Here is a 14,735-nt window from a genome sequence, read left to right as displayed (position 1 = left end):
CTTTGCGCGGTGGGCAATCGGGTGCCGACGGCGCTAGGGTGCCCCTGCGGCAGGATGGTGTCTCGTGTCCACCGCACCCGCGCGTCCCCGCGCCGCACTGCTCCTGCTGTCCTACCTCGCGTTCGTCAGTCTGGGCCTGCCCGACGGCCTGCTCGGCGTCAGCTGGCCCTCGATCAGCGGCGACTTCGACGTCCCGACCGAGGCCGTCGGGTGGGTGCTCACCGCCGGCACCGTCGGCTATCTCACCTCCAGCGTGCTGGCCGGCTTCACGTTGGCCCGGGTCGGCGTGGGCGCCCTGCTCGCCGGTAGCACCCTGCTGGCCAGCCTGGCGCTGACCGGTTACTCGGTGAGCCCCGTGCTGGCGGTGCTGGTGGGCTGTGCGCTGCTGCTCGGGCTCGGCTCCGGCGCTGTCGACTCCGGGCTCAACGCGTACGCCGCCGGGGCCTTCGGGCCCCGCCACATGAACTGGTTGCACGCCTTCTTCGGCCTCGGCGTCGCCATCGGTCCACTGATCATGACCGCGGTGCTGAGCGCCGGGCTCGCCTGGCGCTGGGGGTACGGCATCGTGGCCGCCGCCCAACTCGTCCTCGCCGCCGCGTTCGCGCTCACAGTGCGGGCCTGGCGCCGTGACGCCCCGGCCGGCACCGAGGCGGCCTCGACTGTCCAGGGCGTGCCCGCCCCCACGGCTGCCGGGCCGGCGTCGACCGTCCAGGTCCCGGTTCGGGACACGCTGCGGCTGCCGGCGGTCTGGTCGGGGTTGCTCGCCTTCGCTCTGTACGTGGCGATCGAGGTGTCCGCCGGGCTGTGGGCGTTCCTGCTGTTGACCGAGGGGCGGGGGCTCAGCGCGGCGTTGGCCGGCGGATGCGTCTCCGCGTACTGGGGCAGCCTCTTCGTCGGACGGGTCGTGCAGGGTCTGGTGGCCGAGCGCCTGGGGGCGGGGTTGGTGTTGCGCGCCAGCCTGGCCGGAATGGCCGTCGGCGCGGCCCTGATCGCCGTTCCCGGGCCGGCCGTCCTGGCGGTGCTCGGCCTGGTCGTTGTCGGTTTCGCGGCCGCACCGGTGTTTCCGCTGCTCACCCTCACCACCGCCGACCGGGTCGGCGCGGCGCACGCGGACCGGGCCATCGGGATGCAGATCGGCGCCTCGGGCGTCGGAGCGGCGCTCGTCCCGGCCGGGCTGGGCGTGCTGATCGGCAACACCTCGGTGCAGGTGCTGGGCGCGGCCCTGCTGGTGCTCGCGTTGGCGCTGATCGCGCTCTACGAGTGGGGCGCGCGCCGACCGACTGCCGGACCGCCGACGCCGGCGGTGCCCGCCCAGCCCGGGAGCGATCCTCAGACGTCCGGCCCGGTACGGCCGGTGGTGGACGGGCGGTAGGCGCGCTGCGGGTCGGTGTCCTCCCGGCTGTTGCCCCGGACCGCACCGTCCCGGTCCGACGCGGCCGGCCCGTGCCCGAACGCGGACTCCTCGCCGGCGTCGTTGCCCGTCACGTCGTCGGCCTGCCCGTCGATGCTGGAACCCGCCACGGCGCGCTCCAACTCCTCCAACGGAAGCCGCTCCTCGTCCCGCCACACCCTGATGTTGTCGTCGGTCATACCTTCAGCCGTACCCGGGCACGATGATCGCAAACGGTGCCCGGCGAGCAGGCTCGGATACGGCGATGGCCGCCGGGATTCCGGCGGCCATCGAAGGTCACTGCTCACTGTCACGGCTGCGGACGGTCCACCTGCCCGCGCCAGGCGCCGGTCTCCTGGCCACGCCGCTCGATGTAGGTCTTGAACCGTTCCAGGTCGCCATTGGCCCGTCGGTCGACGATGCCGAGCTTGTCGCCGGCCTGCTCGACCACGCCGTGCGGCTCGAACTCGAGCTGCAGGGTGACCCGGGTCTTGTCCTGGTCGAGTCGGTGGAAGGTCACCACGCCGGCCTGCTGGGTGCCGTCGGTCGAGCGCCAGGCGACCCGCTCGTCGGGGAGTTGTTCGGTGATCTCCGCGTCGAACTCGCGCTTCACCCCGGCGATGTCCACCGTCCAGTGGGTCATCGTGTCGGAGAGCTGCCGGACCTCCTGCACACCCTCCATGAACTGGGGGAACTCCTCGAACTGCGTCCACTGGTCGTACGCGGTGCGTACGGGTACGGACACGTCCACATGTTCGGTAACGCCACTCATCGGGGAACCTCCTTCAGTCGCCGGTGGACTGCCGGATCGGGGGCGATCCTGGTCACCAGCGAGTTGTCTCGTTCTTGTTGCCCAGCGCGGCCCACACCTCGGAGACCGTCTGGTAGACGGTGCCCTCGGGCAGCCGTTCCAGTGCCGCCACGATGTCGTCCGGCGCCTCGTTCTCGCGGGCGCTGGCAATGAGCACCAGACGGTCGCCCGGCAGCGCGCTCATCGAGATGAACCGGCCGAGCCGGCTGCGCTGCTCGACGTCCGTAGAGCTCATGCCCTGCGGGGTGCCGGTGCGCAGGTCGCCGGCCGGGGCGGTGGTCGTCTCCGGCTGGTCCTCGCCCGCCGGTTCCGGCACCCGCGACTCGTCGACCCGAGAGCCACCGGTCCCCGGCCCCTGTACGAGGCCGCTGACCTCCTGACTCATCTGTTCGTCGATCCTCGGTCCGTGCTTGCTGTTGCCACGCTCCATGCCTTCTGCGCTACCCGGCACCCCTCCCGATAAACCGGCACCGGGCCACGAAGCGGCCCCCGGCACGGTGCGAACCGGACATCGCTGCCGAACGGGAACTCACTCGTCGGCGGGCTTGCGGGGCGGCAGCACCGGCTCATCAGGGTCGGGGTCGCCGGCCTGCAACTGCCGCCCGCGCTGCACCTCGGAGTTGATCTGCACACCCAGCATCAGCGCCGAGTTGGACAGGTAGAGCCAGACCAGGAACGCGATGGCCGCCCCGAGGCTGCCGTAGGTGGTGTCGTACGAGCCGAAGTTGGCCACGTAGAGGCCGAAGCCGAAGGAGGCCGCCGCCCAGGAGATCAGGGCCACCGCGCCGCCCGGGGTGAGCCAGCGGAACCGGGGCTGGCGCACGTTCGGCGCGATCCAGAAGAGCAGGGACAGCAGCACCATCATGATCATGGCGAGGACCGGCCACTTCGCCACGCTCCACGTCGTGCGGGCCAGGCCGCCGGCGTTGATCAGGTCGCCGACCGCATCGGTGACCGGCCCACTGACGATCAGCCCGAGGGCGACCACCGCGAGCAGCACCAGCGTGATCGCCGCCAGGCCGATCTGGAGCGGCCGGAGCCTCCACACCGGTCGGCCCTCGGTCACCCCGTAGACGGCGTTGGAGGCCCGGGTGAACGCGCCGATGAAACCCGACGCGGACCAGAGCGCGCCGAGCAGGCCGAAGCTCAGCAGCAGCTTGGGATTGCTCTGGTCGAGCACCACGGTCCGGATCACCCCGACCACGCCGCCCTCGTCGTTCGTCAGCACCGACCCGGCGCCCACCTGGTTGGCCAGGTCGACCACGGTGTCCAGGGTCCGTTCCCCGTCGGAGACCAGACCGACGAGCGCCACCACCACGATGGCGGACGGAAAGAGCGCCAGCACCCCGTAGTAGGTCAGCGCGGCGGCCCAGTCGGAGCAGTTGTCGTTGACGAAGTTCTGCACGCTGCGGACCAGCACCCCGCGCCAGGTCCGCCAGCTCAACTGCCGCATCCGTCGGGGCACCCGGGTGCCCGGTGTGCCGTCGAGCGTCGTACCGGGCTCCGTGGTCGTCATGCCCGCTCCCTGCGCCCCGGCCGCCGGATGACCGGTCGTCCGGTCTGGCCTGGCCCGGCGGTACCCGGATGGTGAAATCGACAAACCCACCCGGTACCCGGCCGCCGTCGCTATGGTTTGCCGCCCGGTCACCGGGGAACGGTCACTGTGACCCTGTCGACACGGAGGAGGACGAGATGCCCGGGCGCGAAGACCTGCCCAGCACGCTGCGGCGCTCCCCGGAGAAGGCGCAGCGCACCTGGGAGAAGACACACGACTCGGCGGTCGAGACCTACGGCGAGGGGGAGCGGTCGCACCGTACCGCCTTCGCCGCTGTGAAGCATCAGTTCGAGAAGGTGGGCGACCACTGGGAGCCGAAGGGCCACAAGGGCCCCAGCGACCAGCAGGCCGCCGGTGGCGGGCCGGAGCGACGGGCCCCCACCGCCGGTGGCGTGGACGCCAACGCCACCAAGGACCACCTGATGTCGGTGGCCCGCAAACTCGACGTGCCCGGGCGGTCCAGCATGACCAAACCGGAGCTGGTCACGGCCATCGAGAAGGCCAACGACCGCGCCACCCGCAAGGCCCGCGGCGACTGACGGCTGCCGCACCGGAGCACAACCGACGCGGTACGGGCGGACGCGCCACCCCTGCGTCCGCCCGCACCGTTCACCAGTGTCCGCCTCCCGGCGCCTCGATGTGCACCGCCTTCGTGGCGGTGAACTCGTCAAGCAGCTCCGGGCCGTACCCGAAGCCCTGCCCGCTGGCGCGGCGCGGATGCGCGGCACCCCCCGGCGCACCCCCGAACACCGCGTTGACCTTGACCGTGCCCACCGGCAGCTCCCGCCACGCCCGCTGCGCGTGACTCATCGACGGGGTCAACACAGTGGCGGCCAGCCCGTACGGGGAGTCCGCAGCGCAGCGCAGCGCCTCGTCGAACGAGTCGACGACCACCACCGGGGCGACCGGCCCGAAGGTCTCCTCCCGGACCAGCGGCATGTCGTGGCGGCAGTCGGTGACGACGGTGGCCGGGTAGAACGCTCCCGGCCCGTCCGGCACCTCGCCACCCACCCGCACCCGTGCGCCGTCCGCCACCGCGGCGGCCACCTGCCCGTGCACGTGGTCCCGGTGTCGGCGGTTGACCAGCGGGCCCAGCTCGGTGCCCGGGTCCCGACCCGGCCCCATCCGCAGCGCCGCGGCGCGCCTCACCAACGCGGCAACGAAGTCGTCGGCCACCTCCCGGTGCACGTAGAGCCGCTCCACCGCCACGCAGATCTGCCCGGCGTTGGCGAACGCGCCCAGCGCGGCCTGCTCCGCCGCCCACTCCGGGTCGACGCCCGCGTCCACGATCAACGGGTCACTGCCGCCGTTCTCCAGGAGCACCTTCGCGCCGGTACGGGCCGCCGCGGCGGCGATCGCCCGCCCGGTCGCCGTGGAACCCACGTGGGCCACCACGTCGACGTCCTGCGCCGCCAGTGCCGCACCCACCTCCGGGCCGCCGGTGAGCAGTGACAACACACCGGCCGGCAGTGCCTGGTCCAGTGCTCGGGCCAGCAGCCAACCCGTCGCCGGTGTCCGTTCGCTCGGCTTGTAGAGCACCACGTTGCCGGTAACCAGGGCCGCGCCGAGCAGTCCACAGGAGACCGCCACCGGGTCGTTCCAGGGGGTGATCGCCGCTACCACCCCGCGTGGCTGCGGGGTCAGGAAGTCCAACGCGTCGGTTTCGCCGTTCAGCGTGCGCCCGCCGCGCAGCGGTGCCAGTTCCGCATACTGTCGCAGGGTGCCGATCCCCGCCTCGACGCCGCCGCGGGCGTCCGCCAACGGCTTGCCCATCTCCGCGGTGACCGCCGCCGCCAACTCCTCGATGACCGCCTCCACCGCGTCCGCGGCCCGGTGCAGCGTCGCTGCCCGTTCCGCCGGCGCGGTCGCCGCCCACTGGGCCGCCGCGTTGCGGGCCGCCTGGGTCGCCTTGCCCACCTCGTCGGCAGTGGCCACCGGCACCGTGCTCACCGGCGTGTCGTCCGCCGGATCACGCACGACCAGTTCGCCGCCGTCGCCGCCCGCACCCCACACCCCGCCCACCAGCTGCGCAACCGTGTACATGCGGCGGTGGATGCCCCGGCCTCGACGAGGCAAACGCGTTTCGCCCGGTTGCGCGCCGGGTAGGCGGATCCGATGACAACCACCACCGCGCAGAGCGCGGACGCCGTCGTCGTCGGCGCCGGGCACAACGGCCTGGTGGCGGCCAACCTGCTGGCCGACGCCGGCTGGGACGTGGTGGTGCTGGAGGCGACGGCGGTGCCCGGCGGCGCGGTCCGCTCCGCCGAGGTCACCGCGCCCGGCTACCTGAGCGACCTCTACAGCTCGTTCTACCCCCTCGGGTACGCCTCGCCGGTGCTGGGCGGCCTGGACCTGGGTCGACAGGGGCTGTCCTGGCGGCACTCGCCGGACGTGCTGGCGCACCTGCTGCCGGACGGTCGAGCCGCGGTGATCAATCGGGATCCGGACGTCACGGCGGCGTCGCTGGAGCAGTTCGCCCCCGGGGACGGTAAGCGCTGGCTCAACGCGTACACCGACTGGCTCGACGTGGCCGAGCCGATGCTGGAGGCGATCACCTCGCCGTTTCCGCCGGTACGCGGCGGGCTGGGTCTGCTGCGTCGGTTGCGCGTCGCCGGCGCGCTGCGACTCGCGCGCCGCCTGGTCGTACCGGTCCGCAAACTTGGCGACGAACTCTTCGACGGTCCCGGCGGGCCGGCCCTGCTGGCCGGCTGCGCCCTGCACACCGACCTCTCCCCGGAGGAGGCCGGCTCCGGGGTGTACGGCTGGCTGCTGGCCATGCTCGGCCAGCAGGTCGGCTGGCCGGTGCCCGACGGTGGCGCGCAGCAGATCACCAACGCGCTGGTGGATCGGTTGCAGGGGCGCGGCGGGACGATCATCTACGGTGCCCGGGCCGAGCGGGTGCTGACCGCCCGGGGCCGCGCGATGGGGGTCCGGACCGTCGGCGGCGCGCTGTGGCGGGCCCGGCGGGCCGTCCTCGCCGACGTGCCGGCGCCGGCGCTCTACCTCGACCTGGTCGGCGCGGCGGCACTGCCGTCCCGGCTGGTGGAGGACCTGGCGCACTTCCGGTGGGACGGCTCCACGCTGAAGGTGGACTGGGCGCTCTCCGCGCCGGTGCCCTGGACGAACCGGCAGGTGGCCGGCGCCGGCACCGTGCACCTCGGCGCGGACCTGAACGGGCTCACCCACTACGCCAGCGAGTTGGCCCGTGGCGAGCTGCCCCGCGACCCGTTCCTGCTGGTCGGGCAGATGTCGGTGGCGGACCCTAGCCACTCCCCGCCGGGCACCGAGTCGCTCTGGTCGTACACCCATCTGCCGTTCCGGCGGAACTGGCGGGCCGAGGAGGTCGCCGGGCACGTGCAGCGGATGGAGGACGTGCTGGAGGCGGCGGCCCCGGGTTTCCGGAAGCTGATCGTGGGCCGACACGTGGCCGGGCCGGCCGACCTGGAGAAGGGCAACCCGAGCCTTGTCGGTGGCGCACTCGGCGGCGGGACCGCCGCCGCGTACCAGCAGCTCTTCCTGCGCCCGATCCCTGGCCTGGGTCGGGCGGACACCCCGGTGGACCGGCTCTTCCTGGCCAGCGCGTCGGCGCACCCCGGCGGCGGCGTGCACGGCGCGCCGGGCGCGAACGCGGCCCGAGCCGCGCTGGCCCGCGACCGGGCGCTCACCGGCCGCGCCTACGCCGCAGCCATCTCCACCGCCCACCGCGCCATCTACCCCGACTAACCGCCGCCCCCACCCACCACCCACCCACCTTGGCTCCCACCCAGGCTCCCGGTGATCAAGAGGTTTGCGTCAGATTCGCCGGTGCTGGCGACGCAAACCTCTTGATCACCCAGGCGGGGTGGGGGTGGGGGTGGGGTGGGGTGGGGTGGGTTAGCGGGTGATGTTGCGGTGTTTGCTGCGGAGGCGGAAGGGCATGAGCGCGCTCTCCACCTTGGTCGCGGTGGTCATCTTGGAGACGCCGTCGCGCCGCTCCTCGAAGCGGATCGGCACCTCCAGGATGGTGTGCCCCAGCTTGGTGGCGAGGTAGTGCATCTCCACCTGGAAGCTGTAGCCGTTGGACTGCACCCGCTCCAGGTCGATGTCGCGTAGGGCTTCGGCCTGCCAGATCTTGAAGCCGGCGGTGAGGTCCCGGATGCGCACCCGCAGCAGGGTGTGCACGTAGAGGTTGGCCCAGCCACTGAGCGCCCGGCGGTAGAGCGGCCAGTTCTCGTCCAGCTCGCCGCCCGGGACGTACCGGGAACCGATCACCACGCTGGCCTGGGTGGAGAGCAGCGCGCCGAGCATCCCCGGCAGCGCCTCTGGCGGGTGCGAGAGGTCGGCGTCCATCTGCGCCACGTACTCGGCGCCGCCCTCGATCGCCCGGGTCATCCCGTCCACGTACGCCCGGCCGAGGCCCTCCTTGCCGGCGCGGTGCACGACCTCGATCCGGTCGGGGTGCTCGATGGCCAGCTTGTCGGCCACCTCCCCGGTGCCGTCGGGGGAGTTGTCGTCGGCGACGAGGATGCGCAGCCCCGGCAGTGGCAGCGCGAGCAGTCGCTCGACCAGCGTCGGGAGATTGCCCGCCTCGTTGTAGGTGGGCACGACGACGGTCAGGCGTGCGTCCCGCCACGGCGACGGCAACTGCACCGGCTTGATCATGTCGGTCATCCTCGGTTTGCGGACAAGGGTCATGGAAAGGGTATCTAGTTCCCGGATTCGGTCCGAGGGAGGCACCCCTTCCGGGCGTTGCGGACCCTCTCCGCCTACCGCTTGCGGGCATCGAACCCCTGGTCAGAGGCTTGTTTCGGTCAGCGCCGACGGCGAGCGACAGCGGTGAGGGCGAGCGCCGCGACGGCGAGCGCGACACCGGAGAGCGCCGGTTTGTGCGTGCCGACCCAGAGCGCCGCGGAACGGTCTCGCGCCTGTTCGCGGAACACACCAGCAGTGCCCCGGTCCGTGTCCGCATCGCCGGGGTGATCCAGGTTGTCCCGCCAGGTCGCCGGATCGATGTTCTCACCGGTCTGCTGGCTGTCGTAGCCGTCGCGGGCCAGCTTCCGGTCCAGCAGGCCGGGGAACAGGGCGTCGCCCACGCGCGCCTGCCAGGTCGGGCCACCCACGTTCAGCTCCCTGGTGCCGCGGTCGGCGGCCCAGACGATGGCCCGGGCGGCCAGCTCCGGAGTGAAGATCGGCGGCACCGGCTGCGGATGCCGGGGGAGTCGGGTGCGAACCCAGGAGAACTGTGGGGTGTTGACAGCGGGCAGCTGCACCATCGACAACTTCACAGCCGGGCAGTCGTGCAGCAGCTCGGCGCGCAACGAGTCGTTGAACCCCTGGACGGCGTGCTTGCTCGCGCAGTACGCCGACTGCAGCGGGATCCCCCGGTAGGCCAACGCCGAGCCCACCTGCACGATCGTGCCCCGCCCGTGCGCCCGCATGTGCCGCAGCGCGGCGAGGGTGCCGTGCACAGTGCCCAGGTAGGTGACCTCGGTGACCCGACGGAACTCGCGCGCCGGGATCTCCCAGGCCGGCGCGAACACGGACGCCATCGCGTTGTTGATCCACACGTCGATGCCGCCCCAGCGGTGCACCACGTCGTCGGCGGCCTGTTGCACAGCGCCCGCGTCGGCCACGTCGACCCGGTACACCCGAACGTCGGTCGCGCCGCGCAGTCGACACTCCCGCTCGGCGGCGACCAGACCCGCCTCGCCCCGAGCCAGCAGCGCCAGCCGGGCGCCGCGTGCCGCGTACGCGTGGGCGACGGCCCGTCCGACGCCGGCGCTCGCGCCGGTCACCACAACGGTCCGGGTCACGCTGACCCCTTCTGTCGGGTGGCGATGTCCGCGAGACGGGCCAGCGTCTCCCGGTTACGCCGGTGCAGCACCAAATCGTTGATCTTGTTGTGGACCCACCGCAGCGGGCCTGCCGCGAAGTCCTCCCCGAGGCGCACCCGGGTGGCGCCGTCGCCGACGGGTTGGAGGGTGAAGGCCACTATCGCCTCGCCCGCCGGCCAGAGCCCGGCCTTGAGCACGAGCCGGTGCGGCGGCTCGCAGACCAGCACCGTCGACGCGTCCTGCAAGGAGAACGGCCACGGCCCGGCCCGGTGGTGCAGTTGGCTGCCCACCCGGGGCCAGGCGTCGTCCACGTCCCGCACGTGTGCGGTGCCCACCACCCAGTCGCTGTACGTCCATCCGTCGGCGAGCACGTCGAACACCTGCTCCGGGGGAGCGTCGATCACTTTCTCCACAATCGCCACCGGGATCCCATACCCGGAGCACGGCACGGGCTAACGGCTGACCGGGTTAGCTTCTCTCGGACGGCGGGTAAGGCCGACCCGGGGCACCGCCGGCGACGCTTGCCCACCCCCTCGACGACGACGTTTACTCCTCGGGGCGCAGGGAACCCGCCGGCTGTGCGACAGGACCAGGAGGATCCGTATCAGCGCAGGTCAGCCCCGGTATATGCCGCTGCTGACCGCGCCGGTCCCGGGTCTGTCGCAAGCCCTCGAGCGGTGCTCTACGACGCGGTGCTGCTGGACCGCGACGGCACCCTGATCGAGGACGTGCCGTACAACGGCGACCCGGAGAAGGTGCGGCCGGTGCCGGGCGCGCGGGCGGCGCTGGACCGGCTGCGCGCGGCCGGGCTGCGGCTGGCGGTCGTCACGAATCAGTCGGGCCTGGCCCGGGGCTACTTCACCGGTGAGCAGATGCGCGCGGTGCACGCCCGCGTCGAGGAGCTGCTGGGCCGGTTCGACGCGTGGCTGGTCTGCCCGCACGACGACGCCGACGGCTGTGACTGCCGCAAGCCGGCGCCCGGTCTGGTGTACGCCGCCGCCCGGGAGCTGGGCACGACGCCGTCCCGCTGCGTACTCGTGGGCGACATCGGCCGGGACGTCGGCGCCGCCATGGCCGCCGGGGCCGCGGGGGTGCTGGTGCCCACCCCGGTGACCCGGCCGGAGGAGGTCGCCGCCGCCGGATGGACGGCCACCGATCTGCCGGCGGCGGTGGCGGAGATCCTGCGCCGCCAACAGGCAGTGCAGCCCTCGACCCCGCCCACCGAACCGGTACGGACGGCACTCGTGGTCCGCTCGGACTCGGCGGGGGACGTGCTGGTCACCGGCCCGGCGATCCGCGCCGTCGCGGCCGGAGCGGAGCGGGTGGTGCTGCTGTGCGGGCCGCGCGGCCGGGCCGCCGCCAACCTGTTGCCCGGCGTCGACGAGATCATCGAGCATCCGCTGCCGTGGATCGACCCCGCGCCGGGGCCGGTCGACCCGGAGGCCATGCGGAGCCTGACCGCGCGGCTGGGCGCGGTCGGCGCGGACCAGGCGGTGGTGTTCACCTCGTTCCACCAGTCCGCCCTGCCGCTGGCGCTGCTGTTGCGAATGGCGGGGATCGACCGGATCGCGGCGATCAGCGACGACTATCCGGGTTCGCTGCTGGACATCCGGCACCGGGTGCCGGTGGGCGTCCCCGAACCCGAACGTGCCCTCTCCCTGGCTGCCGCCGCCGGCCATCAGCTGCCCGACGGTGACGAACCGGTCCTGCGGCTTCGCCGGGACGCCGTGCCGCCGCGTCCGGCCGACCTCGGCGATCCCGGGTACGTGGTGCTGCACCCCGGGTCGGCCGCGTCGAGCCGGGCCTGCCCGCCCGAGGTGGCCACCCGGATCGTCGGGGCGTTGGCCGACGCCGGGCACCGGGTGCTGGTGACCGGCGGCCCGGACGAGCGCGCGGTCACCGCCCGGGTCGCCGCGGCCGGCGGCACCGACCTGGGCGGCCGCACCGACCTGGCCGGGCTGGCCGCGATCGTCGCGGACGCCAGCGCGGTGGTGGTCGGCAACACCGGGCCCGCGCACCTGGCGGCCGCCGCCGGTGTGCCGGTGGTGAGTCTCTTCGCGCCGACCGTCCCGTTCGGCCAGTGGGGGCCCTACCGGGTGCCCACCGTCCGGCTCGGCGACGCCGCCGCTCCCTGCCGGGACACCCGGGCGGCCAGCTGCCCGGTCCCCGGGCACCCCTGCCTCAGTGGCGTCGAACCGGGCGACGTGGTCGACGCGCTCCGGATCCTCGCCGTCAGCGGTGGTGGCGGCCGATGAACATCCTGCTCTGGCACGTGCACGGCTCCTGGACCACGTCGTTCGTGCACGGCAGCCATCGCTACCTGATTCCCACCACACCCGACCGCGGCCCGTACGGCCTCGGCCGGGCCCGCACCTACCCGTGGCCGGACAGCGCTGTCGAGGTCAGCCCGGAGGAGTTGCCGAGCGCTGACGTCGACCTGGTCATCCTGCAACGCCCCGAGGAGATCGACCGGGCCGAGCAGTGGCTTCGTCGCCGCCCCGGCCGCGACCTTCCCGCGATCTACGTCGAGCACAACACCCCCAAGGGCGACGTGCCGAACACCCGCCACCCGATGGCCGACCGCGACGACCTGCTCATCGCCCACGTCACCGGGTTCAACCAGATCTTCTGGGACACCGGCGCCACCCGCACCACAGTGGTCGACCACGGCATCGTCGCTCCCTCCGCGTCGTACACGGGCGAGCTGGACCGGCTCGCCGTGGTGATCAACGAGCCGGTACGGCGAGGTCGGGTCACCGGCACCGACCTGCTGCCCCAGTTCGCCGAGATCGCGCCGCTGGACGTGTTCGGCATGGGCGTCGCCGGCCTGGCCGACCACCTCGGGCTGCCCGCCGACCGGCTGACCAGCCACGACGACGTGCCCCAGGAGCGGATGCACGCCGAACTGGCCCGGCGCAGGGCGTACCTGCACCTGTGCCGGTGGACCTCCCTCGGGCTGAGCCTCATCGAGGCGATGTCGATCGGCATGCCGGTCGTCGCGCTCGCCACCACCGAGGCGGTGATGGCGGTGCCCCCGGAGGCGGGGGCGCTCGCCACCCGGACCGACGCCCTGCTCGACGCCGCCCGCCGGTTCATCACCGAACCGGCTACCGCGCGGCAGGCCGGAGCGGCGGCGCGAACCGCCGCGCGCGACAGGTACGGCCTCGACCGTTTCCTCGCTGACTGGGACCGGCTGCTGGAGGAGGAAGTATGCGGATCGCGATGATCTCGGAGCACGCCAGCCCGCTCGCCGTCCTCGGAGGGGAGGATGCCGGCGGCCAGAACACGCACGTCGCGGAGCTGTCCGCCGCGCTCGCCGCCGCCGGGCACGAGGTGCGGGTCTACACCCGCCGCGACGCGCCCGACCTGCCGGTGACCGTCCGCAGCCCGGACGGGTACGACGTGGTGCACGTGCCGGCCGGTCCGGCCGAGCCGGTGGCCAAGGACGCGCTGCTGCCGCACATGCGGGACTTCAGCAACTGGCTGATCGAGCGGTGGCGTGGCGGCGACTGGGTGCCCGAGGTGATCCACGCGCACTTCTGGATGAGCGGCCTGGCCGGGCTGACCGCCGGCCGGCAGACCGGGGTGCCGGTGGTGCAGACGTACCACGCGCTGGGCACCGTGAAGCGCCGCTACCAGGGTGTGCAGGACACCAGCCCGGCCCGGCGGGTCTCCTACGAGCGGGAGCTGGGCCGCTCGGTGGACCGGATCGTCGCGCAGTGCCGCGACGAGGTGGGCGAGCTGGTCCGGATGGGTGTGCCCCGGTCCCGGATGACGGTGGTGCCCTCCGGGGTCAACCTCGCCACCTTCGCCCCGCTCGGGCCGGCCGCCGACCGGGAACCGGGACGGGCCCGCATCCTCACAGTGGGTCGGCTGGTCGAGCGCAAGGGCTTCCAGACCGTGATCCGCGCGATGGCGCTGGTCCCGGACGCCGAGTGCGTGGTCGTCGGCGGCCCACCCGAGGGGCTGTTGGAGACCGACCCGTACGCCCGCCGGCTGCGGGCCCTCGCCGAGTCGTGCGGGGTGGCCGACCGGGTGCACCTGGTCGGAGCGGTGCCTCGGGAGGAGATGGGCCGCTGGTACCGCTCGGCGGACCTGCTGGTCGCCGCGCCCTGGTACGAGCCGTTCGGGTTGACCCCGCTGGAGGCGATGGCCTGTGGGGTGCCGGTCGTCGGCACTGCCGTGGGCGGTATCCGGGACACAGTTGTCGACGGGACGACCGGTGACCTCGTGCCGGCCCGGGACCCGCGCGCGCTGGCCACCGCGATCCAGGGGTTGCTCGACGACCGGATCAGGCGCTTCGCGTACGCGACGGCGGCGCGTGAGCGGGCCCGGGACCGGTACTCGTGGGCGGCCACCGCCGAGCGGCTGGTCGGGGTCTACAGCGAGGTGGCCGCCGTGCGCCGTCCGACCCGGGTGGTGGCCTGATGCCGACGGGCAGCCTGCTCGACACCCACCTGACGAATCTCGCGGCGGCGCTGGTGCCGTACCGGCGGTGTGAGCGACAGCTGGCGCGCTGGGGCGCGGACCTGGCCCACCGGCTGGCCGCCGGGGGTCGCCTGCTGGTGGCCGGCAACGGCGGCAGCGCCGCCGAAGCCCAGCACCTCACCGCCGAGCTGGTCGGCAAGCTGCACGACGACCGTCAGCCGCTGTCCGCGATCGCGCTGCACGCCGAGACGAGCGCGCTCACCGCCATCGCCAACGACTACGGCTACACCGACGTGTACGCCCGCCAGGTGCGCGCCCACGGCCGCCCGGGCGACATCCTGCTGTTGCTGAGCACCAGCGGAACCAGCCCCAACCTGGTCGCCGCCGCGCAGGCGGCCCGCGACGTCGGGGTGACCACCTGGGCGCTCACCGGCGCCGCCCCCAACCCGCTCGCCGACGCGTGCGACGACGTGCTGGCCGTCGCGTCCCCGGACACCCAGGTCGTCCAGGAGCTGCACCTGGTGACCAGTCATCTGCTCTGCGAGTACCTCGAACAGGAGTTGCCCGCCGCGCAGGGGGCAGTCGCCGACCCGGCGGTCGTCCACCCAGTGCCGGGGGAGCCCGCACCGGCCGGTCGGCTGAGCCCTGCGCCGGTGCGTACCGGGGTCGAGGTGGTGCTCGACGGCGGGCCCGGACAGCAGGTCGACGCGTGAGCCGGACAGCAGGTCGACGCGCGAG

At 73.3% G+C, this 14,735-nt stretch carries 15 protein-coding genes; 7 read left to right on the top strand and 8 right to left on the bottom strand.

Features of this window, described 5'->3' with window-relative positions:
- Window positions 1-64: 64 nt before the first annotated feature.
- Window positions 65-1,372: an MFS transporter gene (locus tag OG598_RS16120; RefSeq protein WP_328655179.1), complete on the top strand. Its 1,308-nt coding sequence runs from the start codon at window positions 65-67 to the stop codon at window positions 1,370-1,372.
- On the opposite strand, the gene OG598_RS16115 is transcribed toward OG598_RS16120, so the two are convergent.
- The 4 genes from OG598_RS16115 to OG598_RS16100 form a co-directional block, all read right to left on the bottom strand.
- On the bottom strand, window positions 1,330-1,590 hold the full coding sequence (locus OG598_RS16115; protein ID WP_328655178.1) for a hypothetical protein: 261 nt from the start codon (window positions 1,588-1,590) through the stop codon (window positions 1,330-1,332). The two genes, OG598_RS16120 and OG598_RS16115, sit on opposite strands and share 43 nt — an antisense overlap.
- Window positions 1,591-1,700: 110 nt before the next feature.
- Window positions 1,701-2,162: an SRPBCC family protein gene (locus OG598_RS16110; RefSeq protein WP_328655177.1), complete on the bottom strand. Its 462-nt coding sequence runs from the start codon at window positions 2,160-2,162 to the stop codon at window positions 1,701-1,703.
- Between the two features lie 52 nt (window positions 2,163-2,214).
- A complete protein-coding gene (locus OG598_RS16105) occupies window positions 2,215-2,631 on the bottom strand; it encodes a DUF2795 domain-containing protein (RefSeq protein WP_088947320.1) in 417 nt (138 codons plus the stop codon).
- A 99-nt stretch (window positions 2,632-2,730) separates the two neighbouring features.
- Window positions 2,731-3,717, bottom strand: coding sequence for a YihY/virulence factor BrkB family protein (locus OG598_RS16100; protein ID WP_328655176.1), 987 nt, complete (start codon window positions 3,715-3,717; stop codon window positions 2,731-2,733).
- Between the two features lie 176 nt (window positions 3,718-3,893).
- Here OG598_RS16100 and OG598_RS16095 point away from each other — a divergent pair, with 176 nt between their 5' ends.
- Window positions 3,894-4,295, top strand: coding sequence for a ChaB family protein (locus tag OG598_RS16095; protein ID WP_196922180.1), 402 nt, complete (start codon window positions 3,894-3,896; stop codon window positions 4,293-4,295).
- 70 nt (window positions 4,296-4,365) lie between these two features.
- Here OG598_RS16095 and OG598_RS16090 read toward each other — a convergent pair whose 3' ends face one another.
- Window positions 4,366-5,799: an aldehyde dehydrogenase family protein gene (locus OG598_RS16090; protein WP_328655175.1), complete on the bottom strand. Its 1,434-nt coding sequence runs from the start codon at window positions 5,797-5,799 to the stop codon at window positions 4,366-4,368.
- A 72-nt stretch (window positions 5,800-5,871) separates the two neighbouring features.
- On the opposite strand from OG598_RS16090, the gene OG598_RS16085 reads away from it, so the two are divergent.
- A complete protein-coding gene (locus OG598_RS16085; protein WP_328655174.1) occupies window positions 5,872-7,479 on the top strand; it encodes a phytoene desaturase family protein in 1,608 nt (535 codons plus the stop codon).
- A gap of 150 nt (window positions 7,480-7,629) precedes the next feature.
- Here the strand turns inward: OG598_RS16085 and OG598_RS16080 are convergent, their stop codons facing one another.
- The 3 genes from OG598_RS16080 to OG598_RS16070 all read right to left on the bottom strand — a co-directional run bounded on the left by OG598_RS16080 (window position 7,630) and on the right by OG598_RS16070 (window position 9,973).
- The gene (locus OG598_RS16080; protein ID WP_238682929.1) at window positions 7,630-8,397 is read right to left on the bottom strand and encodes a polyprenol monophosphomannose synthase; all 768 of its coding nucleotides are present in this window, start codon (window positions 8,395-8,397) and stop codon (window positions 7,630-7,632) included.
- 149 nt (window positions 8,398-8,546) lie between these two features.
- The gene (locus tag OG598_RS16075) at window positions 8,547-9,548 is read right to left on the bottom strand and encodes an SDR family oxidoreductase (RefSeq protein ID WP_328655173.1); all 1,002 of its coding nucleotides are present in this window, start codon (window positions 9,546-9,548) and stop codon (window positions 8,547-8,549) included.
- The gene (locus tag OG598_RS16070; protein ID WP_328655172.1) at window positions 9,545-9,973 is read right to left on the bottom strand and encodes an SRPBCC family protein; all 429 of its coding nucleotides are present in this window, start codon (window positions 9,971-9,973) and stop codon (window positions 9,545-9,547) included. Before OG598_RS16070 ends, OG598_RS16075 begins: the two co-directional genes overlap by 4 nt.
- Before the next feature lie 174 nt (window positions 9,974-10,147).
- On the opposite strand from OG598_RS16070, the gene OG598_RS16065 reads away from it, so the two are divergent.
- From OG598_RS16065 to OG598_RS16050, 4 genes are read left to right on the top strand one after another with little or no spacing between them, the layout of a single operon-like run.
- Complete coding sequence (locus tag OG598_RS16065) at window positions 10,148-11,824, top strand: HAD-IIIA family hydrolase (protein WP_442931478.1); 1,677 nt, start codon at window positions 10,148-10,150, stop codon at window positions 11,822-11,824.
- Window positions 11,821-12,795 (top strand): glycosyltransferase, encoded by a 975-nt coding sequence (locus OG598_RS16060; RefSeq protein ID WP_328655171.1) that lies wholly within the window; start codon window positions 11,821-11,823, stop codon window positions 12,793-12,795. The genes OG598_RS16065 and OG598_RS16060 overlap by 4 nt, the downstream gene beginning before the upstream one ends.
- On the top strand, window positions 12,780-13,997 hold the full coding sequence (locus tag OG598_RS16055) for a glycosyltransferase (protein ID WP_328655170.1): 1,218 nt from the start codon (window positions 12,780-12,782) through the stop codon (window positions 13,995-13,997). Before OG598_RS16060 ends, OG598_RS16055 begins: the two co-directional genes overlap by 16 nt.
- A complete protein-coding gene (locus OG598_RS16050) occupies window positions 13,994-14,710 on the top strand; it encodes a D-sedoheptulose-7-phosphate isomerase (RefSeq protein ID WP_328655348.1) in 717 nt (238 codons plus the stop codon). Before OG598_RS16055 ends, OG598_RS16050 begins: the two co-directional genes overlap by 4 nt.
- Window positions 14,711-14,735: the final 25 nt, after the last annotated feature.

The organism is Micromonospora sp. NBC_00330, from assembly GCF_036136635.1.
GTDB classification, from domain to species: Bacteria; Actinomycetota; Actinomycetes; order Mycobacteriales; family Micromonosporaceae; genus Micromonospora; species Micromonospora salmantinae.
This window is presented reverse-complemented; position numbering and strand designations above follow the sequence as displayed.

Excerpts from the sequence above, each read along its gene's own strand:
- OG598_RS16105 (WP_088947320.1), bottom strand. The coding sequence starts at position 2,631 with ATGGAGCGTGGCAACAGCAAGCACGGACCGAGGATCGACGAACAGATG.
- OG598_RS16080 (WP_238682929.1), bottom strand. The coding sequence starts at position 8,397 with ATGATCAAGCCGGTGCAGTTGCCGTCGCCGTGGCGGGACGCACGCCTG.
- OG598_RS16085 (WP_328655174.1), top strand. The coding sequence starts at position 5,872 with ATGACAACCACCACCGCGCAGAGCGCGGACGCCGTCGTCGTCGGCGCC.
- OG598_RS16095 (WP_196922180.1), top strand. The coding sequence starts at position 3,894 with ATGCCCGGGCGCGAAGACCTGCCCAGCACGCTGCGGCGCTCCCCGGAG.
- OG598_RS16115 (WP_328655178.1), bottom strand. The coding sequence starts at position 1,590 with ATGACCGACGACAACATCAGGGTGTGGCGGGACGAGGAGCGGCTTCCG.
- OG598_RS16090 (WP_328655175.1), bottom strand. The coding sequence starts at position 5,799 with ATGTACACGGTTGCGCAGCTGGTGGGCGGGGTGTGGGGTGCGGGCGGC.
- OG598_RS16110 (WP_328655177.1), bottom strand. The coding sequence starts at position 2,162 with ATGAGTGGCGTTACCGAACATGTGGACGTGTCCGTACCCGTACGCACC.
- OG598_RS16060 (WP_328655171.1), top strand. The coding sequence starts at position 11,821 with ATGAACATCCTGCTCTGGCACGTGCACGGCTCCTGGACCACGTCGTTC.
- OG598_RS16055 (WP_328655170.1), top strand. The coding sequence starts at position 12,780 with ATGCGGATCGCGATGATCTCGGAGCACGCCAGCCCGCTCGCCGTCCTC.
- OG598_RS16100 (WP_328655176.1), bottom strand. The coding sequence starts at position 3,717 with ATGACGACCACGGAGCCCGGTACGACGCTCGACGGCACACCGGGCACC.